General features: G+C 70.4%; 18 protein-coding genes. 8 read left to right on the top strand and 10 right to left on the bottom strand.

Features of this window, described 5'->3' with window-relative positions:
- Positions 1–3: 3 nt before the first annotated feature.
- Genes A4W93_RS07030 through kdpF form a run of 6 tightly spaced genes read right to left on the bottom strand, consistent with a single transcriptional unit; the run spans position 4 to position 7,942 of the window.
- Positions 4–690 carry a response regulator gene (locus A4W93_RS07030; protein ID WP_085749937.1) on the bottom strand — a complete coding sequence of 229 codons (687 nt, stop codon included), beginning with the start codon at positions 688–690 and terminating at the stop codon, positions 4–6.
- Positions 683–3,397, bottom strand: a complete 2,715-nt coding sequence (locus tag A4W93_RS07025; RefSeq protein WP_085749936.1) for a DUF4118 domain-containing protein — start codon at positions 3,395–3,397, stop codon at positions 683–685. Before A4W93_RS07025 ends, A4W93_RS07030 begins: the two co-directional genes overlap by 8 nt.
- A complete protein-coding gene (gene kdpC / locus A4W93_RS07020) occupies positions 3,394–4,011 on the bottom strand; it encodes a potassium-transporting ATPase subunit KdpC (RefSeq protein ID WP_085749935.1) in 618 nt (205 codons plus the stop codon). The genes A4W93_RS07025 and kdpC overlap by 4 nt, the downstream gene beginning before the upstream one ends.
- Before the next feature lie 13 nt (positions 4,012–4,024).
- Complete coding sequence (kdpB, locus tag A4W93_RS07015) at positions 4,025–6,142, bottom strand: potassium-transporting ATPase subunit KdpB (RefSeq protein ID WP_085749934.1); 2,118 nt, start codon at positions 6,140–6,142, stop codon at positions 4,025–4,027.
- Between the two features lie 7 nt (positions 6,143–6,149).
- On the bottom strand, positions 6,150–7,853 hold the full coding sequence (gene kdpA / locus A4W93_RS07010; protein WP_085749933.1) for a potassium-transporting ATPase subunit KdpA: 1,704 nt from the start codon (positions 7,851–7,853) through the stop codon (positions 6,150–6,152).
- Positions 7,850–7,942 (bottom strand): K(+)-transporting ATPase subunit F, encoded by a 93-nt coding sequence (gene kdpF, locus A4W93_RS07005; protein WP_085749932.1) that lies wholly within the window; start codon positions 7,940–7,942, stop codon positions 7,850–7,852. Before kdpF ends, kdpA begins: the two co-directional genes overlap by 4 nt.
- A gap of 323 nt (positions 7,943–8,265) precedes the next feature.
- Here kdpF and A4W93_RS07000 point away from each other — a divergent pair, with 323 nt between their 5' ends.
- The 7 genes from A4W93_RS07000 (at position 8,266) to A4W93_RS06970 (ending at position 12,740) form a co-directional block, all read left to right on the top strand.
- Entirely contained in the window at positions 8,266–9,510 is a 1,245-nt protein-coding gene (locus A4W93_RS07000; RefSeq protein ID WP_237357718.1) for a SpoIIE family protein phosphatase, read from the top strand.
- A 10-nt stretch (positions 9,511–9,520) separates the two neighbouring features.
- Positions 9,521–10,090 (top strand): SiaB family protein kinase, encoded by a 570-nt coding sequence (locus tag A4W93_RS06995; protein ID WP_085749931.1) that lies wholly within the window; start codon positions 9,521–9,523, stop codon positions 10,088–10,090.
- A 25-nt stretch (positions 10,091–10,115) separates the two neighbouring features.
- Positions 10,116–10,508, top strand: coding sequence for a DUF1987 domain-containing protein (locus A4W93_RS06990; RefSeq protein WP_085749930.1), 393 nt, complete (start codon positions 10,116–10,118; stop codon positions 10,506–10,508).
- 16 nt (positions 10,509–10,524) lie between these two features.
- Positions 10,525–11,262 carry a GGDEF domain-containing protein gene (locus A4W93_RS06985; RefSeq protein WP_085749929.1) on the top strand — a complete coding sequence of 246 codons (738 nt, stop codon included), beginning with the start codon at positions 10,525–10,527 and terminating at the stop codon, positions 11,260–11,262.
- On the top strand, positions 11,255–12,124 hold the full coding sequence (locus A4W93_RS06980; RefSeq protein ID WP_157782129.1) for an EAL domain-containing protein: 870 nt from the start codon (positions 11,255–11,257) through the stop codon (positions 12,122–12,124). Before A4W93_RS06985 ends, A4W93_RS06980 begins: the two co-directional genes overlap by 8 nt.
- A 97-nt stretch (positions 12,125–12,221) precedes the next feature.
- A complete protein-coding gene (locus A4W93_RS06975; RefSeq protein WP_320409214.1) occupies positions 12,222–12,509 on the top strand; it encodes a hypothetical protein in 288 nt (95 codons plus the stop codon).
- Between the two features lie 30 nt (positions 12,510–12,539).
- Complete coding sequence (locus A4W93_RS06970) at positions 12,540–12,740, top strand: DUF6496 domain-containing protein (RefSeq protein ID WP_085749927.1); 201 nt, start codon at positions 12,540–12,542, stop codon at positions 12,738–12,740.
- A 25-nt stretch (positions 12,741–12,765) separates the two neighbouring features.
- Here A4W93_RS06970 and A4W93_RS06965 read toward each other — a convergent pair whose 3' ends face one another.
- From A4W93_RS06965 to A4W93_RS06950, 4 genes are read right to left on the bottom strand one after another with little or no spacing between them, the layout of a single operon-like run.
- On the bottom strand, positions 12,766–14,406 hold the full coding sequence (locus A4W93_RS06965; protein ID WP_085749926.1) for an AMP-binding protein: 1,641 nt from the start codon (positions 14,404–14,406) through the stop codon (positions 12,766–12,768).
- A gap of 29 nt (positions 14,407–14,435) precedes the next feature.
- Positions 14,436–16,388, bottom strand: a complete 1,953-nt coding sequence (locus tag A4W93_RS06960; protein ID WP_085749925.1) for an alkyl/aryl-sulfatase — start codon at positions 16,386–16,388, stop codon at positions 14,436–14,438.
- Positions 16,389–16,426: 38 nt separating this feature from the next.
- Positions 16,427–18,025, bottom strand: a complete 1,599-nt coding sequence (locus A4W93_RS06955) for a GMC family oxidoreductase (protein WP_085749924.1) — start codon at positions 18,023–18,025, stop codon at positions 16,427–16,429.
- A gap of 37 nt (positions 18,026–18,062) precedes the next feature.
- The gene (locus A4W93_RS06950; RefSeq protein ID WP_085749923.1) at positions 18,063–19,529 is read right to left on the bottom strand and encodes a coniferyl aldehyde dehydrogenase; all 1,467 of its coding nucleotides are present in this window, start codon (positions 19,527–19,529) and stop codon (positions 18,063–18,065) included.
- 147 nt (positions 19,530–19,676) lie between these two features.
- On the opposite strand from A4W93_RS06950, the gene A4W93_RS06945 reads away from it, so the two are divergent.
- Entirely contained in the window at positions 19,677–20,723 is a 1,047-nt protein-coding gene (locus tag A4W93_RS06945; protein ID WP_085749922.1) for an AraC family transcriptional regulator, read from the top strand.
- Positions 20,724–20,725 lie beyond the last annotated feature (2 nt).

Here is a 20,725-nt window from a genome sequence, read left to right as displayed (position 1 = left end):
CCGTCAGGCGACGAAGCGGTACCCGATCCCCGTCTCCGTCAGCAGGTGCCGCGGCTGCGCCGGATCCAGTTCGATCTTCTTGCGCAGCTGCGCCATGTAGACGCGCAGGTAGTGGCCATCCTCCGCATGGCCCGGGCCCCACACGGCGTGCAGCAGCTGACGGTGCGTCAGCACGGCGTCGGGATGGGCCACGAGGTGGGCCAGAAGGCGGTACTCGATGGGGGTCACGTGAAGCCCCTGCCCCGCCTTCGTCACCGTGCGGCGCGCGAGGTCCATCGTCACGTCGCCGAACTCGATCACCTGCGAGCCGCCCACGGTGGCCCGGCGCCGCAGGTGGGCGCGCACGCGCGCCAGCAGCTCGGCCACGCCGAAGGGCTTGATGAGGTAGTCGTCGGCCCCGGCGTTGAGCGCCTCGACCTTGTCGGCCTCGTCGGTGCGGGCCGACAGCACCAGCACCGGGATGTCGGACCAGGTGCGCAGCTGCCGGATCAGGTCGACGCCGTCCCCGTCGGGCAGGCCCAGGTCCAGCACGACCAGGTCGGGCCGGCGCGTGCCGGCCTCGATCAGGCCACGCTCGACGCCGTCGGCCTCGAACACCTCGAACTGCTCGCGGGACAGCGCCAGGCTCACGAAGCGCCGGATCTCCGCCTCGTCCTCCACGACCAGGATGCGTTGCGCGGGTTCACTCATGGCTGTCTTCGGTGTCTTCGGAAGGGGGCAGGTCGAGCGACGGCGGGTCGCCGCGCGGGAGGTCGATGGTGAAGCGCGCGCCGCCGCCGTCGCGGGTCTCGCCGCGGATCGTGCCGCCGTGCGCCTCGACGATGGCGCGGCAGATCGCGAGGCCCAGCCCGACGCCGGGGGTCGCGCTTTCCTTGCGGCCGCGCTCGAACATCTCGAAGACGGCCTCCTCGCGCTGGGGCGGCAGGCCGGGGCCCTGGTCGTCCACGACGATGCGCACGTGGTCGCCCGCGACCACGGCGCCGATGTCGATGGGGGAACCGGCGGGCGCGTATTTGGCCGCGTTCTCCAGCAGGTTGCACAACACCCGCTCGAACAGGGCCGGGTCGATGTGGACCAGGGGCAGGTCGCCGGCCAACCGCACGCGCACACGCCCTGGTGCCAGCACGCCCTGCACCGCGCGGATCGCGCCGCCCAGCGACTCCTCCAGCGGCAGCCACTGCCGGCGCAGGTGCACCTGGCCCGACTGCAGCCGCGCCATGTCGAGCAGGTTGGACACCTGCGAACTCATGCGCGAGGCCGCATCGCGCATGGCCTGCGCGATCTCGGCGGGCCGGCCCGAGCCCTCGCCCGCCGTGAGGGCCAGCGTGTCGGCCATGCTGACGAGTGCGGCCAGCGGCGTGCGCAGGTCGTGCGAGATGGCCGCGAGCAGCGAGTGGCGGAGGCGCTCGGACTCCATCTGCACGATGGTGGACTGCGCCACCTCGACGTAGTGGATCCGCTCGATCGAGATCGCGAGCAGCGAGGCACACGTCTCCAGCAGCTGCCGCTGCTCCGGCCCCGCGAGCCGCGCCGGGTCGCGCGGTTCGATCACCAGCACGCCCCGCATGCGCATCGGCGCCTTGAGCGGCAGGTACAGCAGCGGCGAGGCCGGCAGCGTGTGCGTGCCGAGCCCGGACGCCTCGGCATGGTCGAACGCCCATTGCGCGACCCCGGCCTCGATGCCTGTCGGCAGGTCGGCCAGCGGCACGGCCGTGGTCATGCGGTCATCCGGTCCCGCGAGCATCAGCGCCACGCGGGCGCCGAACTCGGACTTCAGGAACCGCGCCGCGATCCCGGCGATCTGCTCCGGCACCAGCGCGCCGGACAGGTCGCGCGACATCTCGTACAACGCCCGCACGCGCTCCTCGCGCGACGTGGCCACCCGCGCCTGGAACTTGAGGCCCGCCGTCAGCTGCCCGATCACGAGCGCGACCACCAGCATCACGGCGAACGTGACGAGGTACTGCGCGTCGCCCACGTTGAACGTGAACCGCGGCGGCACGTAGAAGAAGTCGAAGGCGCCCACGCTCAGGAACGCCGCGAGCACCGCGGGCCCGCGGCCGAAGCGCACCGCGACGAACACCACGGCCAGCAGGAACAGCATGACGATGTTCGTGGGCTCGAGCACCGCGTGCAGCGGCGCCGTGGCCAGCCCGGCGAGGCCGCACACCGCGGCGCTCCAGGCGTAGGGCCGCACCGCGCGGCCGGCGGCCGCGTCGGGGGCGGTGGACCTGTCGGCCGACGGCCGGTGCCGTCCCCGCTCGGGCAAGGCGATCTGGATGACGTCGAGGTCGATGCCCTGGGCGCCGACGGCCTCGGCGAGCGTCTGCCGCCACGGTGGTGCGTGGCGCCGCGGGTCGCGTCCCAGCACCACACGCGACAGGTTGAACTCGTGGGCGTACTTGACCACCGCCGCGGGCAGCGACGCGCCGGCCAGCGTGGCCGTGCGCGCACCCGACTCCTGCGCCAGCTTCAGCAGCCGGAACACGTGCTGCCGCGCCGCCTCGGGCAGGCGCTGCAGCCGCGGCGTCTCGACGTGGATGCAGTGCCACGGCACCCCCAGCTGCGCCGCCATGCGCGCCGTGGCGTGCACGAGCTTGTCGCCGCGCTCGTCGGGCCCGATGCACAGCAGCAGCGCCTCACGGGTCTGCCACACCGGGGCCACCGAACGCGAGCGCCGATAGTCGAGCATCTCGTCGTCCACGCGATCGGCCGTGCGGCGCAGCGCGAGTTCCCGCAGCGCGATCAGGTTGCCCTTGCGGAAGAAGTTGCGCACGGCCGTGGCGGCCTGCTCGGGCATGTAGACCTTGCCCTCCTTGAGCCGCTGCAGCAGGTCGTCGGGCGGGAGGTCGACGATGACGACCTCGTCGGCCTCGTCGAACACGCGGTCCGGCACGGTCTCGCGCACCTGGACGCCGGTGATGCCGCTCACGACGTCGTTCAGCGTCTCCAGGTGCTGCACGTTGACGGTGGACCAGACGTCGATGCCCGCGTCGAGCAGTTCCTCCACGTCCTGCCAGCGCTTCGGGTGGCGCGCGCCGGCGACGTTGGAGAACGCCAGCTCGTCCATCAGGATCAGCTGCGGCCGGCGGGCCAGCGCCGCGTCGAGGTCGAAGGTGGCGAGCGTGCGGTCGCGGTACGCCACCGCCTTCGGCGGCAGCCGCTCGAGGCCGTCCACCAGCGCCTGGGTCTCGGCCCTGCCGTGGGTCTCGACCACACCCACCACCACGTCGACCCCGTTCGCCCGCGCGGCGCGCGCGGCCGACAGCATCGCGAAGGTCTTGCCGACGCCGGCCGAGGCCCCGAAGAAGATCTTGAACCGGCCCCGGTCCGCCCGCACGGCCTCCTCCTGGAGGCGGGCCAGCAGGTGGTCGGGGTCGGGACGCGGAGGGATCATCGGGACGCGGGCGGGACGGCGGCCATCGTAGCAACTGCGCGCGCGGTCTGCCGGTCGAGGTCCAGGTTCACCGCCAGCACGTTCACGCGCGGTTCACCCAGCAGGCCGGACAGGCGGCCTTCCGTGTGCCGCGCGATGACCGACCGCACCTGGTCCGGCGCCAGCTGGCGCGCCCGCGCGACGCGGGCGACCTGGTACTCGGCCGCCGCCACGCTGACGTGCGGATCGAGCCCGCTGCCGGACGCCGTCACCAGGTCCACCGGCACCGCCGCCGTGTTGCCCGGGTCGGCCGCCTTCAGCGCCGCGACACGGGCCTTCACGGCGTCGGCCAGCGCCGGGTTCGACAGCCCCAGGTTCGACCCTCCCGAGGCGCCGCCGTTGTACGGCGACGTGGCCGTGGCCGACGGGCGGCCCCACAGGTACTTCGGATCGGTGAAGTCCTGGCCGATCAGCGTGGAGCCGATCACCTGGCCGTCCACCTCGACGAGGCTGCCCGCCGCCTGATCCGGGAACGCGATGCGGGCCGCGCCGGTCACCAGCACCGGGTACGCGAGGCCGGTCACCACGGACATCAGCACGAAGAGGGACACAGCGGGGCGGATGAGTTGTTTCATGGTCTTCTCCGGATCAAGCGAAGTGCACGAGGTTCAGCAGCAGGTCGATGGCCTTGATGCCGATGAAGGGAACGACGAGGCCGCCCAGGCCGTACACCAGCAGGTTGCGGCGCAGCAGCAGCGCGGCACCCACGGGCCGGTACGGCACGCCCTTCAGCGCCAGCGGGATCAGGAACACGATCACCAGCGCGTTGAAGATCACGGCCGACAGGATGGCCGACGACGGGCTGCCGAGGTGCATCACGTCGAGCGCGGCCAGCTGCGGGTACGTGGTGACGAAGGCGGCCGGGATGATCGCGAAGTACTTGGCCACGTCGTTGGCGATGCTGAACGTGGTCAGGGCGCCGCGCGTCATCAGCATCTGCTTGCCGGTCTCGACCACCTCGATCAGCTTCGTCGGGTTGCTGTCGAGGTCGACCATGTTGCCGGCCTCCTTGGCCGCCTGCGTGCCCGAGTTCATCGCCACGGCCACGTCGGCCTGGGCCAGCGCGGGGGCGTCGTTCGTGCCGTCGCCGGTCATCGCGACGAGCCGGCCCTCGCCCTGGTACTGGCGGATGAGGGCGAGCTTCTGCTCGGGGGTGGCCTCGGCGAGGAAGTCGTCCACGCCCGCTTCCGCGGCGATGGCGGCCGCGGTGAGGCGGTTGTCGCCGGTCACCATCACGGTCTGGATGCCCATGCGGCGCAGCTCGGCGAAACGCTCCTTGATGCCACCCTTGACGATGTCCTTCAGCTCGATCACGCCGAGCGCCTTGACGCCGTCGCACACCACCAGCGGCGTGCTGCCGCGGCGCGAGACGTCGTCCACCACCGCGTCCAGCGCCGCGGGGAACGCGCCGCCGAGGCCCTCCACGTGCTTGCGGATGGCGGCCGCGGCGCCCTTGCGCACCATTCGCACGGCCACCGGCAGCACGTCGCTGCCGACCACGCGCGGCGCGGGCGACTCGAGCGGCAGGTCGACGCCGCTCATGCGCGTCTGCGCCGAGAAGTGAACGAACTGGGCGCCGAGGGCGCCGACGTCGCGCTCGCGCAGGTTGAACTTCTGCTTCGCGAGCACCACGATGCTGCGGCCCTCGGGCGTCTCGTCCGCCAGCGAGGCCAGCTGGGCCGCGTCGGCGAGTTCGGCCTCGTCCACCCCGGGCGCCGGCAGGAAGGCCGCGGCGTGGCGGTTGCCGAGCGTGATGGTGCCGGTCTTGTCGAGCAGCAGCACGTCCACGTCGCCCGCGGCCTCCACGGCACGGCCCGAGGTCGCGATCACGTTGGCCTGCATCATGCGGCTCATGCCCGCCACGCCGATGGCCGAGAGCAGGCCGGCGATGGTGGTGGGGATCAGGCACACGAGCAGCGCGATCAGCACGGTGACACTCACCGGGCGGCCCGACTGCGTGGCGTCGACACTGAACAGCGAGTACGGCAGCAGCGTCACGGTCACCACGAGGAACACGATGGTGAGTGCCACGAGCAGGATCGTCAGCGCGATCTCGTTCGGGGTCTTCTGGCGCTTGGCGCCCTCCACCATCGCGATCATGCGGTCGACGAAGGTCTCGCCCGGGTTCGCGGTGATGCGCACGATGACCCAGTCGGACAGCACCTTCGTGCCGCCGGTCACGGCCGAGAAGTCGCCGCCCGATTCGCGGATGACCGGCGCCGACTCGCCGGTGATGGCGCTCTCGTCCACCGACGCGACGCCGGCGATCACCTCGCCGTCGGCGGGCACCACGTCGCCGGCCATCACGATGACCACGTTGCCCCTCTTGAGCTGGCTCGACTCGATGGGGTGCCACTTGGCACCGAACTTCGGCGCCTCCATCAGCTTGGCCCAGGTCTGCTTCTTCAGACTGCGCAGCGAGGCCGCCTGGGCCTTGCTGCGGCCCTCGGCCAGCGCCTCGGCGAAGTTGGCGAACAGCACGGTGAACCACAGCCACAGCGCCACCGCCAGGATGAAGCCCGCGGGCGCCTCGCCGTCACCGGAGAAGGCCTGGGCGCACAGCGCCGTGGTGACGAGGCTGCCCACGTAGACGACGAACATCACGGGGTTGCGCCACTGCACGCGGGGGTCGAGCTTGCGGAACGCGTCCGCGATGGCCGGCTTCACGAGCGCCGGGTCGAACAGGGTGAAGGTCTTGCGCGTCATGGTTCGTTCACTTCCAGGGCATCAGGTGCTCGGCGACGGGCCCGAGGGCCAGCGACGGCACGTAGTTCAACAGGCCGACCAGCAGCACGGTGCCGATCAGCAGCGTGACGAAGAGCGCGCCGTGCGTGGGCATCGTCCCGCCGGTCACGGCCAGGCGCTTCTTCGCGGCCAGCGAGCCGGCGATGGCGAGCACCGGCACGATCACGCCGAAGCGTCCGAACCCCATCGCCAGACCGAGCATCACGTTGTAGAACGGCGTGTTGGCCGACAGGCCCGCGAACGCACTGCCGTTGTTGTTCGCGGCGGACGTGAAGGCGTAGAGGATCTCCGTGAAACCGTGCGTGCCGGGGTTGGCCACACCCGCGCGGCCCGCGTCGGCCATCACGGCGACGGCCGTCCCCACCAGCACCAGCAGCGGCGTGACGAGAATCGCCATCGAGGCCATCTTCATCTCGTGCGCCTCGATCTTCTTGCCGAGGTACTCGGGCGTGCGGCCGATCATCAGCCCGGCGATGAACACCGCCAGGATGGCGAACACCAGCATGCCGTACAGCCCCGTGCCGGTGCCGCCGAAGATCACTTCGCCCAGCTGCATGTTGACGAGCGGCACCATCCCGCCGAGCGGCGTGAACGAGTCGTGCATGCCGTTCACCGCGCCGCACGACGCGGCCGTGGTGATGGTGGCGAACAACGCCGACTCGGCGATGCCGAAACGGGTCTCCTTGCCTTCCATGTTGCCGCCCGCCTGCGCCACCGACACCGCCTGGTCGACCCCGAGCGCATCGAACCGCGGGTTGCCCTGCGCCTCGAACGTGGTCGTGGCCACCACGCCCGCGATGAACATCACGCCCATCGCCGCGAAGATGGTCCAGCCCTGGCGCGCGTCGCCCACCATGCGGCCGAACACGAAACACAGCGCCGCCGGGATCAGGAAGATCGCGAGCATCTGCACGAAGTTCGAGAGCGGCGTCGGGTTCTCGAAGGGGTGGGCGGCGTTGGCGTTGAAGAAGCCGCCGCCATTGGTCCCGAGCATCTTGATGGCCACCTGCGACGAGGCCGGCCCCATCGGCAGCGTCTGCGCCGCCCCTTGCAGCGTCGTCGCCTGCACATGCCCGTCGAAGTTCTGGATGCCCCCCTGCTGCACCTGCACCATCGCCAGCACGAGGGCGATCGGCAGCAGCACCCAGAGCGTGATGCGCGTCAGGTCGACCCAGGCGTTGCCGATCGTCTTCACGCTGTGCCGGGCGATGCCGCGGATCAGCGCGATGACGACCACGATGCCGGTGGCGGCGGACAGGAAGTTCTGCACCGTGAGGCCCAGCATCTGCGTCAGGTAGCTCATCGTGGCTTCACCGGCGTAGCCCTGCCAGTTCGTGTTCGACACGAAGCTGACCGCCGTGTTGAACGACGAGTCGGGCGACACGTTCGCGAAGCCCTCCGGGTTGAGCGGCAGGAACAGCTGGAAACGTTGCAGCGCATACACGGCGAGCAGCCCGAGGCCGTTGAAGAGCAGCAGCGCGAGGGTGTATTGCAGCCAGCCCATCTCGGCGTCGGCCTTGACGCCGCACAGGCGGAAGATCACGCGTTCGAAGCGCTCGGCCCAGCGGGCGCGCCCCTCGACCACGTGCGTGACGTACCGCGCGAGCGGGTACGCCAGCCCCAGGAGAACGAGGCTGAAGACGGCCAGCAAGGCCCAGGCATGGGCGCTCACGAGAAGTTCTCCGGTTGCAGGAGGGCGGCCACCAGGTACACCAGCAGCCCGGCGGACACGAGCCCGCCCAGGATGACCATGCCGTTCATGCGCGCCCCCCTTCCAGCCGGGCGCAACCCGCGGCGAAACCCACCACCAGGAACCAGCCCGCCACCGCGAGCGCCAGGTACATCGCGTCGTCCATCGATCGCCTCCAAATGAGATGGAGGGATCGTAGGAACGAGGGCATCAAGGCCGTGCAAAGATTCCGGCCGCGGGCATCAAGACGGCATCAAGGCCGCACCTCGTGACTTCGGTCACGCCGGGCGACGATTTCGCGGCTCGCAAGCGCGCTGTCTCCGGACTGTCACATCCGTGTTGTTTTCAATTTGTAACCTCCCGGGCTCACGCAGTACTTCCGCTTCGCGCGCCCATGCACGCACCCCTCTCCACCCTTCCCGAATACCTCCAGGACGTCCGCCCGCGCTTTCGCCAGCCCAGCGCCGCCGACCTGTCCGTGCCGGTGCCGGCGATGACCACCGACCAGACCAACGAACAGGTCATGGACGTGTTCACGCGGCACCGCGACTTGAACAGCCTGCCCGTGGTCGAGGGCCTCCAGCCCATCGGGCTGATCAACCGCAACATCTTCCTCTCGCAGATGAGCAAACCGTTCCACCGGGAGCTCTACAACCGCAAGAGCTGCATCGCGTTCATGGACAAGGACCCGCTCGTCGTCGACGCCGCGATGGGCATCGAGGAGCTGACCTTCAAGACCGTCGAGCACGGCGAGAAGGCCCTGTCCGACGGCTTCATCGTGACCCGCGACGGCGCCTTCTCGGGCGTGGGCCAGGGCCTGCAGCTGATGCGGGTCGTGGCCGAGGTGCAGGCCACGCGCAACCGGCAGGTGATGCACAGCATCGAGTACGCGAGCGTGATCCAGCGCTCGATGCTGCGCACGTCGCGCGAGGCGCTCGCCCTGTCCGGCACCGAGGCCGACCTCGTGTGGGAACCGCGCGACGTGGTCGGCGGCGACTTCTACCAGTTCACCGCGACGCCCGAAGGCTGGTTCGCCACCGTGGCCGACTGCACCGGGCACGGCGTGCCGGGCGCCTTCATGACCCTGATCGCGTCGATCACGCTCAGCAAGGCGATCGAGCAGTTCGGCCCGCGTGACCCCGCGCAGCTGCTGTCCACCGTGAACCGCAGCATCAAGCAGATGCTCGGCCAGGTGGACGGCACCGACGAGACCCCGGGCTCCAACGACGGCATGGACGCCGCGTGCTTCTGGTTCGACACCGCGCGGCGCGAGCTCCACTTCTCCGGCGCCAAGTCCTCGCTGTTCGTGCTGCACCCGGGCCAGGCCGGCGTCGAGATGATCGACGGCGACCGCAAGGGCGTGGGCTACGTCGACAGCGACTCCGACTTCACGTGGCAGAACCAGACCGTGCCGCTGCAGCCCGGCAGCCTGGTCTTCGTCACCACCGACGGGCTGATCGACCAGATCGGCGGCCCGAAGGCCATCGCGTTCGGCAAGCGCCGCATCCGCGACGTGCTGCTCGCGCAGCGCGACGCGAAGGCCGCCGACATCAACGCCACGGTGCAGCGCGAACTGCAGGCGTGGCAGGGGGAGCACCTGCGGCGTGACGACGTCACCTTCTTCTGCTTCCGCGCCTAGGACCCACGGCATGGCAACCGCACCCTTGATCCACGAATACGGCCCCTTCTTCGACCAGGCCCGGCAGCACCGGGTCATCTTCTACTACGTCGGCTACTTCTCGCAGAACATCATCGCGGCCATGGCCGAGGCGGTGAAGCTGCAGCTGGAGGTCAGCGGCGTGGACGGCCCCACGCGGCGCAAGCTGTTCTCGTCCTTCATCGAGATGGCGCAGAACATCGTGCACTACTCCTCCGACGCCCTGACCCCGCCGAGCGAGACCCAGCGCGAGCTGCGCCACGGCTCGGTCTGCATCCTCGACCACGACGACGGCCACCTGCTGCTGTGCGCCAACCCGGTCGAGTCCGGCGTGGCCGAGGAGCTGCGCCACAAGCTCGACACCCTCCGCCAGATGACCCTGGCCGAGATCAAGCAGGCCTACAAGGACACCCTGCGCGGCGAGGCCCCCGAAGGCAGCAAGGGCGCCGGCATGGGCCTGCTGACCATGGCGCGCGACGCACGCGGCCCGCTGGTCTTCGACTTCCAGCGCGTCGACGGCCGGGACGACACCACCGTCTTCTGCCTGAAGGCCGTCATCTAAGCACCGAGACCGAGAGACACGTCGGATGGAAAACCTCTACATCGCCCCCACCCCCAGCACGCCCGAGGTGGACTTCAAGTTCGACCAGCACCGCCACAGCCTGCGCGGCGAGTCGTACCCCGAGAACGCCGCCGCCTTCTACGGCGACGTGCTGCCGCCGCTGCGCGCGTACCTGGCAGGCTGCGCCGGCCAGCAGATCGAGCTGCACATCGCGCTCGCCTACTTCAACAGCTCCAGCACGAAGATGCTGTTCAACATGATCGAGGCGCTGAGCGGCGCGGTGGATGCCGGCGACAACCGCGTCACGGTGCACTGGTTCCACGACGAGGAGGACGACACCATGCTGGAGTTCGGCGAGGAGCTGCGCGACGACTTCCCCCTGATCGATTTCGTCCTCCAGCCGGTGCACTCCGGCTGAGGCATCGAGGCCTGCCATGTCACCCGACCTCACGCCCTCCCCCGACCTCTTCGACGCCGAGACCCGCGTGCTGTCCGCGGCCCGGGCCACGTTCGACGATCCGCACGCCGGCCTCGCCGAACACCGCGAGGCCCTCGGCGGCCTGCTGGCCGGCTACGAGCGGCTGCTGCGCGAGACCCGCCGGCTGATCGGCCGCAGCGACCGCGAAGAACTGGAGATGAACCGGCTCAACCAGCGCCTGCACGAACTGGCGGGCGAACTGGAGTACCGCGCCACGCACGACTCGCTGACCGGCGTGCTGAACCGCGCCGCCGTCATCGAACACGCCCGCACCCTGCTGGGCACCTCCGGCATGGCGCTCGTGGTGCTGGACATCGACCACTTCAAGCGCATCAACGACAGCTTCGGGCACCCGGTCGGCGACCAGGTGATCCGCGGCGTCGTGGCCTGCCTGCAGCCCCTCGTGCCGCCGGCCGCACGCATCGGGCGCGTGGGCGGCGAGGAGTTCACCGTGCTGCTGCCGGGCCGCTCCATCGACGTCGCCGAGACCCTCGCCGAGCAGATGCGCGCGGCCATCGCGGCCCACGACTTCCACCTGCCCGACCGCAGCGCGGTCACCGCGAGCTTCGGCGTGGGCGCGCTCGCCAAGGGCAGCAGCTTCGACGTCGCGTACCGCTGCGCCGACGAGGCGCTCTACGCCGCCAAGCGCGGGGGACGCAACCGGGTCATGTGCGCCGACCATGTCTATGGCTGACGCGACCTTCGCCGCGAGCCTTTCGCGCGCCGCCGTCCCGCGTCTGCGGCTCGCCCCGGACACCGAACCAGGCACCCTGCCCCCGGACGGCCACCCGCTCGCCCGCGCGCTCGACCAGCTGATCGCGCGGCGCGAGTTCGACGTGCACTTCCAACCCATCGTCGACAGCGCCCAAGTGCGCGTGCTGGGCTTCGAGGCGCTGGTGCGTCCGCCGTCCACGTCCCCGCTGGCGTCGCCCCCGGTGCTGTTCCAGGTCGCCGCCGAACTGGGCCGGCTCGTGGAGCTGGAACGCCACGTGGTGCGTCGCATCATCCGCAAGTTCGTGGACCTGCAGCTGCCCGGCCGCGTGTTCATCAACGTCAGCGCCGACACGCTGATCTCCACCCGCCACCGCCATCCGCTGAGCCTGCCCGAACTCGCCCGCTGCGGGCTGCCGGCCGACGACATCGTCGTCGAGCTGACCGAGACCCGCGCCGTGCTGGACGAGGAGGCGCTCGCGACGGTGGTCGCGTCGCTGCGCGCCTCGGGCCTGAGCTTCGCGCTCGACGACCTGGGCCAGGGCTTCGCGAGCCTCAAGCGCTGGCTCGACCTGCGCCCCGACTTCGTCAAGATCGACCGCCACTTCGTCGACGGCGTCGCCCGCGACCCGCTGCGGCGGCAGTTCGTGCGTTCGATCCTCGAGATGGCGCACAGCAGCGGCGCCGCGGTCATCGCCGAGGGGCTGGAGCAGGCCGACGACTGGCGCGTGCTGCGCGACCTGGGCACGAGCCTGTTCCAGGGCTACCTGTTCGCGCGGCCGTCGCCGTCGCCGCGAACGGACCTGCTGCTCGACGCCCTCGCCCGCCTCAGCCGGAGCGAGTGACCGGACGGCCGTCCGACCTGGATCGCGCCCGCGGTCCTACAACGGACCGGCGCGCACCTCCGTACGCTGGTGAGGTTCCGGCTTTCCACCTCGCCCCGTGCCCGACGCCCTCCTCGATGCCATCCAGTGGCCCGCCATGCTGGCCTCGCTCGCTGCGGCCTGGCTGGTCGCGTCACAGGACCGCCGGCGGCGCAGCTGGGGGTTCTGGGTGTTCATGGGCAGCAACGTGCTGTGGGTGGCGTGGGGCTGGCACACGCAGGCGCATGCACTGATCGCACTCCAGGTGGGCTTGTTCGTGCTGAACGTTCGAGGCGCCGGAAAGAACGAAGCCGGGCCGGACTCGGCGGCCCACGCTCCTACAGACTTTCGATCGCGGCCACCGTAGGCTGCGGGCTTCACCACCGAGGAGCATCCCATGGCGACGAAGTACGGCAAGAAGGCATCGGAGAAGGTCGAGGCCGCGATGCACGAACGCAAGGAAGGCACCCTCCGGAGCGGTTCGACGGGTGAGAAGGTCACCAGCCGCAAGCAGGCGATCGCGATCGGGCTTTCGGAAGCGCGGCGCGAGGGCGGGAAGGTTCCTCCGGCGAAGAAGGCCCCCGCGAAGAGGGCCTGACGTCCGCGACAGCCGGTTCAAGCTGTCACGCCACACGCAGCTCCCGCCGCAGCACCTTGCCGACGGTGGACTTCGGGAGCGCGTCGACGAACCGGACGACCTTCGGCAGCTTGTAGCCGGCCAGCCCCGACCGGCAGTGCGCGACGACCTGCGCCTCGGTCAGCGACGCAGCGGGCAGGCGCACGACCACCAGGCACACGGCCTCACCCGACTTCTCGTCCGGCACGCCCACGCAGGCGCATTCGGACACGCCGGGACAGGCGCTGGCGACCGCCTCCACCTCGTTCGGGTACACGTTGAAGCCCGAGACGACGATCATGTCCTTCTTGCGGTCGACGATCTTCAGGAAGCCGCGGGCATCGAAGACGCCGACATCCCCGGTCCTGAAGTAGCCGTCGCCGGTGAAGGCCGACACATCTGCCTCCGGGCGCCCCCAGTAGCCGCGCATGACCTGCGGGCCGCGGATGCAGACCTCACCCGCCTCGCCCTCGGCCACGTCGCATCCGGCGTCGTCGAGCAGGCGGATGTCGGTCGAGGGCATCGGCAGGCCGGTCGTGCCGGTGAACCCGGCCACCGCGGCCGGATTGAACGAGGCCACGGGACTCGTCTCCGACAGGCCGTAGCCTTCGCGGATGAACCGGCCGGTGACCTGCTGCCAGCGCGACGACACGGTCGGCACGATGGCCGCGCCACCGCCCACCGAGAGCCGCAGGCGCGACCAGTCGACGTTGCGCAGTCCGGGGTGCTGGACCAGGCCGGCGTACAGCGTGTTGACCCCGGTGATCACCGTGGGGCGGGCCTGCTGCAGCACGCCCACGAAGGCGTCCATGTCGCGCGGGTTCGGCACGAGCCAGTTCTCCGCGCCGATGCTCGCGTACGTGATGAAGTTCACCATCAGCGCGAAGATGTGGTACAGCGGGATCGCGGTGACCACGACCTCCTCGCCCTCGCGCATCGCGTCCGGCATGAAGAGCGCGAACTGCGCGCGGTTCGCGAGCAGGTTGCCGTGGGTCAGCGCCGCGCCCTTGGACACGCCCGTGGTGCCTCCCGTGTACTGCAGGAAGATCAGGTCGTCGCGGCCGAGCGGCACCGGCGTGAATGGCAGCGAGGCTCCCCGAGCCAGGGCATCTCCCAGCGCGATCGTGCCCTCGCCCACCACGCTCGCGTGCACGGGCGGGTCGCCGGGCGATGCGGCCGAAGCGAGGCCGAACCCCACGGTGATCACGCGCCGCAGGCCGGTGCGCCCGAGCACCTGGCCGAGCGTGGCCGTCGAGCCGTTGAAGACCACGAGCGTCTCCACCCCGGCGTCGAGCAGCTGGTGCTCGAGCTCGCGTGGCGTGTAGAGCGGGTTGACGTTGACCTGCACGGCGCCGGCCCGCAGGATGCCCAGCATCGCCACCGGGAAGGCGAGCACGTTCGGCAGCATCACGGCCACGCGGTCGCCCGCGCGCACGCCCTGCGACTGCAGCCAGGCGGCGAAGTCGCGGGACAGGCGGTCCACGTCCGCGTACCGCAGGGTCTGGCCGGCGAAGCGGAATGCCGGACGGTCGGCGTGCCGCACCATCGCGGCCTCGAGCATCGCGGTGACGGTCGTGTGGGCTTCGGGGCCCACTTCGGGCGGAATCCCGAACTCACGGTAGGTCTTCAGCCAGGGACGTTCCTGCATGGCGGTCTCCAGGGGGGAATCGAGGGACATCAGGGCGTGACGATCGGGAACAGCGGCGCGAAGGTCTCGATGTGCGAGAACACGGCGCCGAGCGCCGCCGGATCGCCGGACACCTTCGCCTCGCCCGCGGCCACCAGCTGCGGCAGCGGCACGCCGCCCAGCAGCATCTTGAAGAAGGCCGGCTGGCTCAGCGCGAGCGAGACCTGCGGCTTCGCGAGGCGGCGGCCCTTCGTGTTGTTCAGCACCGCGTTCGACAGCTCCAGCGCATAGGTGTCCTTGGTGTCGGTGAAGTCGATCTGGATGCCCAGGTCGAGACCGTCCACCTTCCGGTGGTTCAGGCGCACCGCGAGGAAGTCGAACACCATGTCGAGCGACATGCCGCGGACCATGTCCGGTCCCTGCGTCGACAGCCGCACCGGCTTCACGCCTTCACGCAGCTCCTTGGCCGCCACGAGGTATTCGTTGCGCCACACGCCGGACTCGGCCTGGTAGCCGAGCTGCTCGAGGATGTCGGCCTGCAGCTGGCGGGCGCGCATGTTCGCGGGGTCGGCCATGACGGCGTTGTCGTTGAGCTGTGCGGCCCAGCGGTACTCGCCCGCGTCGAACGCGGCGCGGGCCTTGGCGACCACGGCGTCGGCGCCGCCGATGGCGGCGACGTAGCCGCGAGCCTGTTCGACCGGCGTGACGCGATGCAGCGTGGCAGGGTTGCCGTCGTAGTAGCCGAGGTAGTAGTTGTAGACGCCGCGCAGGTTGTGGCTCAGCGTGCCGTAGTAGCCACGGGTCGCGAAGTCGTTCGTCAGGCCCTTCGGGAAGTACGTCGCGTTGCCCAGGTCGTCCGGCTTCGCCCCCTTGTTGAGCAGGTTGACCGCCTCGTCGTGCAGGAAGCGGTACATGTCGCGCTGGTTCACGAGCGTGCGGCGGATGTTGTCGCTCCCCCAGACCGGCCAGTGGTGGCTGCGGAAGGCCACGGCGGCCTCCGGGTGGAAGTCCATCATCTCGTTGATGTACTTGCTCCAGCCGAGTGCATCGCGCACCTGGGCGCCACGCAGCGTGTAGACGTTGTGCATGTGGGCCGTGACCACCTCGGACAGGCACACCGCCTTGTAGCGCGGGAAGTAGAAGGCCATCTCCGACGGAGCCTCCGAGCCGTTGGCCATCTGGAAGACCACCTGCAGGCCGTCGATCGTCCGCTCCTCGCCGGTCTTGCGGATGATCTGTGTCGGGGCGATCAGGCCGATCGTGCCGGTGGAGAGCGCCTTGCCGAGGCCCGACCCCACCGCGCCCTGCGGGCCGAACGGCAGCGGCGTGCCGAACTGGTACTGGGCGCGGCGGGTCATCGCGTTGCCCGCGAGCACGTTTTCCGCGACGGCATGGGCCATGAAGCCCTCCGGCGCATAGACCGGCACCTTGCCCGAGCGCACGTCAGCCTCGTCCACCACGCCGCGGACACCACCGAAGTGGTCGACGTGGCTGTGGGTGTAGATCACCGCCACCACCGGCTTGCGCCCGAGGCGCTGCATCGCGAATTCGAGCGTGTGCCGCGCCACTTCGGCGGACATCAGCGGGTCGATGACGATCCAGCCCGTGTCGCCGCGCACGAGCGTCATGTTCGCGAGGTCGTAGCCGCGCACCTGGTAGATGCCGTCGGTGACCTCGAACAGGCCCACCTCGTTGTTGAGCTTCTCCTGCCGCCACAGGCTCGGGTTCACCGTGGCCGGCGCGTCGCCCCGGATGAAGGTGAACTGCCGGCCGTCCCACACCGGTTCGCCCTTGGCGTTCGAGATGACCGGGTCATCGAGTCGGGCGATGAAGCCGCGCGTGGCGTTCTGCATGTCCTCCTTGCTGCCGAGGTCGAGGGCGGCGCCGAAGGCCTTGTTGGCCGCCGCGGTGATGCTGCTCGCGGGCTGGGGCGCATCGTGCGACCGGGCGGCGGTGTGCGCGCCGAGGGAAAGGAGGGCCAGGGACAGGCAACGGAGTTTCATGGGGATCGGTTCTCTCGGGATGCGTGTTTCGGGAAAGGTCAGGCGGCCGCGCGGATCAGGTCCGCGGCCTTCTCGGCGACCATGAGCGTGGGGGCGTTGGTGTTGCCGCCGACGATGGTGGGCATCACCGACGCGTCGCAGACGCGCAGCCCCCGCACGCCGCGCACGCGCAGCTGCGCATCGACCACCGCGCCAGGGTCGCCCGTGGGGCCCATCCGGCAGGTTCCGACGGGGTGGTACTGCGTGTCGGCGCGGTTGCGGATGTCCGCGGTCAGGCCGGCGACGTCGTCGGCCCGGGTCGGGTACAGCTGCTTGCCGCGGACGCCGTCGAACACGCTCGACTCCATCAGCCGCTGCTGCACCTGCGCGCCGGCGACGAGCAGCCGCAGGTCACGCTCGTCGTCGAAGAAGCGCGGGTCGATCGACGGCGCCTCGCGGGCGTCGCGGCTGGCCAGCCGCACTTCGCCCCGGCTGAACGGCCGCAGCACGTCGACGTGGCACGAGATGCCGTGTCCGAGATGCATCTTGCGGGCATGGTCGTCGACGATCGCCAGCACGAACACCAGCTGCAGGTCGGGCACCTGGACGTCCGGCCGGGAACAGAAGAACGCCCCCGCGGTCGCGAGCGAACTCGTGATGCGGCCGGTGCGCTGCCGCTTCCACTCGAACATCGCCCTGGCCATCCGCACACCTCCGAGCGCGGACACGCCGAAGCTTTCGGTGTCGCTGCGCACCCGCCAGGTCTGCACGTAGTCGATGTGGTCCTGCAGGTTCTGGCCGACGCCGGGAATGTCGCGCACCACGTCGATCCCCATCTCCCGCAGGTGGGCCGCGGGACCGAGTCCCGACAGCATCAGCAGCTGCGGCGATCCGAACGCGCCACCGGCGACGATGACCTCGCGGCGCGCGCGCACGTGCGCGGCCTCGTTGCCCTGGTGGAAGTCGACGCCGACGGCGCGCCCGTCGTCGAACACGATGCGCGAGGACACCGCGCGCGTCACCACGCGCAGGTTGGGCCGCGACAGGTTCGGCGTCAGATAGCCCTTGGCCGCGCTGCAGCGTTCGCCGTTCTTCTGCGTGACCTCGTACTGGAAGGCGCCCGTCTGCACGCCGCCGTTGTAGTCCGGGTTCGCCGGGATGCCCTGCGTGCCCGCGGCCGCGATGAACAGGTCGTTGAACGGGCTCTGGTGCCGCGGATACGTGACGTTGATGGGTCCGCCGGTGCCGTGGAAGGCGTCCGCGCCGTGGATCTCGCTGTGCTCGGACCGCTTGAAGTACGGCAGCACCTCGTCGAACGACCAGCCCGTGTTGCCGAGCGACGACCAGTGGTCGTAGTCCCAGCGGTTGCCGCGGACGTAGAGCATCGCGTTGATCGAGCTCGACCCACCGAGCGTCTTGCCCCGCGGCTGGTAGCCGCGGCGCCCGTTGAGGCCGGGCTGCGGCACGGTCTCGTAGCCGTAGTTGTTGATCTTGGTCGGCATCATCGCGACGACCCCCACCGGCGCGTGGATCAGCACGCTGTCGTCGGGACCGCCGGCCTCCAGCAGGCAGACGCTCACGGCCGGGTCTTCCGTCAGGCGCGACGCGAGGACACATCCCGCGGAGCCGCCTCCCACGACGACGTAGTCGAATTCCATGTGGCTCATCCTTGTCTCTCCTTCCAATGCGTGGGCGTCAGTGCCGGCCGGCGGTGTTCGATGCGAGGGTCGGGTCCGCCTTGCCCAGCCACAGGCGCAGCACGAGGCGCTGCACGAAGTTCCCGTAGGGCGGATAGAACAGCCCGATCGGGTAGAAGCGGTGCCGCTTGAACACGGTCCGCGCGTGCGACAGCTCCCGGAACCCCTCGATGCCGTGGTACGTGCCCATGCCCGAGTTCCCGACCCCGCCGAACGGCGCGTCGTGGTTCATCACGTGCCAGCCCCAGTCGTTGACGGTGACCCCGCCGGAGTGCGTGTTCTTCAGCAGCCGCTCTCGTTCGGCGGTGTCGTGGCCGAAGGCGTAGAGCGCGAGCGGGCGCGGACCGGTGCGGATGCGGGCGATGGCGTCGTCGAGCGTGTCGTACGGCACCACCGGCAGGATCGGCCCGAAGATCTCCTCCTGCATCAGCTTCATCCCGTCGGTGACCCCGGTGACCACCTGCAGCGGCAAACGCCGGCCGAGCCCGCCGCCGCCGCAGGCCAGCACCGTCGCGCCCTTCGCCCGGGCGTCGTCCAGCAGGTCCACCATGCGGCGGTGGTGGCGATCGTTGACGATCGAGGTGTAGTCCGGGTGGTTCGCCACGCTCTCCCCGAAGCTGCGGCCGAAGGCGGCGCGCACCTCGGCGACGAACTCCGGCACGAGTTCGCGCGGCACGAGGGCGTAGTCCGGCGACACGCAGATCTGCCCGGCGTTCGTCGACTTGCCGTGGGCGATGCGCGCGGCGGCTTCGGCCACGGGATAGCCACGGGTCACCACCGCCGGCGACTTGCCGCCGAGTTCCAGCGTGACCGGGGTGAGGTTCTGCGAGGCCGTGCGCATCACGATGCGCCCGACCGCGGGTGAACCCGTGAAGACGATGTGGTCGAAAGGCAGCGACGTGAAGGCGTTCGGGTCGGCCAGCTCCTCGCCGACGACGGCGACGTGGTCGGCCGGGAACACCTCGGCCAGCAGGCAGCGCAGCACCGCGTTCGTGGCCGGCGTCACCTCGGGCATCTTGACCATCACGCGGTTGCCGGCGGCGAGCGCCGCCGCGAGCGGCCCCAGCGCCAGGTACAGCGGGAAGTTCCACGGCACGATGACCCCCACCACGCCCTTGGGCTGGTAGGTCACCCGCAGCCGGTTCGTCAGGAAGAGGAGTTCCGTGGCCCGCCGGCTCGGGCGCATCCAGCGCCGCACGTGGGAGATCGCATGGTTGATCTCGAGGGTGGACGCGAGCACGTCGAGCATCTTCGACTCGGCGTGCGCCCGGTGGCCGAAGTCCCGGCTCATCGCGTCGGCCAGCACGTCCTGGTAGCGCAGCAGCTGCCGCTTGAGCGCGCGCAGGTGGCCGCGGCGCTCCGCGGCGACCGGGAACGGATGCCGCGCGAACGCGGCGCGCTGGGCCGCGAAGGTGCCGGCAAGGCCGGCGCCGGTCGTCTCGTGAGGGGCAAGTCGGTCGTTCATCGTGTCCTCGTCTCGGGCCGGCCGCGAATGCGTGCCGAACCGGAAGATGGTGCGTCGAACTGCCCACACCGGCGAGGTTGCTTGGCGCCAGCAACGGGTGGAAATCTGCCAAACTGATGGCCCTTGCGCGTAAACCCCGACAGCCCCATGACCGCCACCGTCCAGGTCATCGCCCGCGAATCCGGAGCGCTCGCCTCCGACGCCCACCACCTGCTGGGCCTGCAGGCGCTGTTCGCCGAAATGGCCGACCACGGCATCGAGGCCACGGCGCTGCTGCAGGGCACGGGCCTCACGCCCGCCCAGCTGGACGACGTGCAGGCGCGCATCTCGCCGGCGCAGAAGGTGGCGATCTTCCGCAACACGCTGCGGCTGTCGTCGGCCACCGACGTCGGCCTGCGCGCCGGCAGCCGCCAGCGCCTCAGCGACTTCGGCGTGCTCGGCTACGCGCTCGTCAGCAGCACCAACTTCGGCGAGGCGGTGGACTTCGGCATCCGGCACATCCGCCTCGCCGGCCCGGTGCTTGAAAAGCGCTTCCGGATCGACAACGGCATGGCGATCTTCGAAGGCCACGACGTCATGGCCCTGGGCGACGTGCTGCCGCTCGCCACCGAGTTCTGGTTCGCCTCCATCCTGAAACTCACGAGCTGCGTGCTCGAGGCCCCGCTGCCGTCACGGCTGCTGCTGCTGCCGTACCGGCGCCCGGCGTACGCCGCGGCCTACGAGCGCCTCTTCGGATGCCCCGTCCGGTTCGAGCAGCCCGTGATGGAATGGCACTTCGACGCGGACGTGCTGCAACGCCCCTGCCCCAACGCCAACCCGATCACGGCCGGCCTGTGCGCCTCGTTCTGCGAGCGCCTGCTGGAACGCTTGCCGGAAGAATCGGAACTTGCACGCCACATCCGCACGGCCTGCCTCAACAGCCGCGGCACCTTCCCCGGCGCGGAAGAGATGGCCGAACGGCTCGGCCTGTCGGTGCGCACCCTGCACCGCCGCCTCGCCGACGAGGGCCAGGGCTATCAGGCCCTGGTGGACGAGGTGCGCTGTTCGCTCGCCATCGAGTACCTGCGCGACACGGCGATGCCCGTCGAGCAGATCGCGAACCGCGTCGGGTTCTCGGACGCGTCGAACTTCCGCAAGGCGTTTCGCAAGTGGACCGGGCAGGCGCCCACGGCGTTCCGCGAGGCGCCGGGCTGAAC

The organism is Piscinibacter gummiphilus (assembly GCF_002116905.1).
GTDB classification, from domain to species: domain Bacteria; phylum Pseudomonadota; class Gammaproteobacteria; order Burkholderiales; family Burkholderiaceae_C; genus Rhizobacter; species Rhizobacter gummiphilus.
This window is presented reverse-complemented; position numbering and strand designations above follow the sequence as displayed.

What these genes read in the sequence shown, in the direction of transcription:
- A4W93_RS07025 (WP_085749936.1), bottom strand. Translation starts at nt 3,397, where the DNA reads ATGATCCCTCCGCGTCCCGACCCCGACCACCTGCTGGCCCGCCTCCAG.
- A4W93_RS06955 (WP_085749924.1), bottom strand. Translation starts at nt 18,025, where the DNA reads ATGGAATTCGACTACGTCGTCGTGGGAGGCGGCTCCGCGGGATGTGTC.
- A4W93_RS07000 (WP_237357718.1), top strand. Translation starts at nt 8,266, where the DNA reads ATGCACGCACCCCTCTCCACCCTTCCCGAATACCTCCAGGACGTCCGC.
- A4W93_RS06990 (WP_085749930.1), top strand. Translation starts at nt 10,116, where the DNA reads ATGGAAAACCTCTACATCGCCCCCACCCCCAGCACGCCCGAGGTGGAC.
- kdpC (WP_085749935.1), bottom strand. Translation starts at nt 4,011, where the DNA reads ATGAAACAACTCATCCGCCCCGCTGTGTCCCTCTTCGTGCTGATGTCC.
- A4W93_RS06965 (WP_085749926.1), bottom strand. Translation starts at nt 14,406, where the DNA reads ATGCAGGAACGTCCCTGGCTGAAGACCTACCGTGAGTTCGGGATTCCG.
- A4W93_RS06950 (WP_085749923.1), bottom strand. Translation starts at nt 19,529, where the DNA reads ATGAACGACCGACTTGCCCCTCACGAGACGACCGGCGCCGGCCTTGCC.
- A4W93_RS06970 (WP_085749927.1), top strand. Translation starts at nt 12,540, where the DNA reads ATGGCGACGAAGTACGGCAAGAAGGCATCGGAGAAGGTCGAGGCCGCG.
- A4W93_RS06945 (WP_085749922.1), top strand. Translation starts at nt 19,677, where the DNA reads ATGACCGCCACCGTCCAGGTCATCGCCCGCGAATCCGGAGCGCTCGCC.
- A4W93_RS06995 (WP_085749931.1), top strand. Translation starts at nt 9,521, where the DNA reads ATGGCAACCGCACCCTTGATCCACGAATACGGCCCCTTCTTCGACCAG.
- kdpF (WP_085749932.1), bottom strand. Translation starts at nt 7,942, where the DNA reads ATGAACGGCATGGTCATCCTGGGCGGGCTCGTGTCCGCCGGGCTGCTG.
- A4W93_RS06960 (WP_085749925.1), bottom strand. Translation starts at nt 16,388, where the DNA reads ATGAAACTCCGTTGCCTGTCCCTGGCCCTCCTTTCCCTCGGCGCGCAC.
- A4W93_RS07030 (WP_085749937.1), bottom strand. Translation starts at nt 690, where the DNA reads ATGAGTGAACCCGCGCAACGCATCCTGGTCGTGGAGGACGAGGCGGAG.
- A4W93_RS06985 (WP_085749929.1), top strand. Translation starts at nt 10,525, where the DNA reads ATGTCACCCGACCTCACGCCCTCCCCCGACCTCTTCGACGCCGAGACC.
- A4W93_RS06980 (WP_157782129.1), top strand. Translation starts at nt 11,255, where the DNA reads ATGGCTGACGCGACCTTCGCCGCGAGCCTTTCGCGCGCCGCCGTCCCG.
- kdpB (WP_085749934.1), bottom strand. Translation starts at nt 6,142, where the DNA reads ATGACGCGCAAGACCTTCACCCTGTTCGACCCGGCGCTCGTGAAGCCG.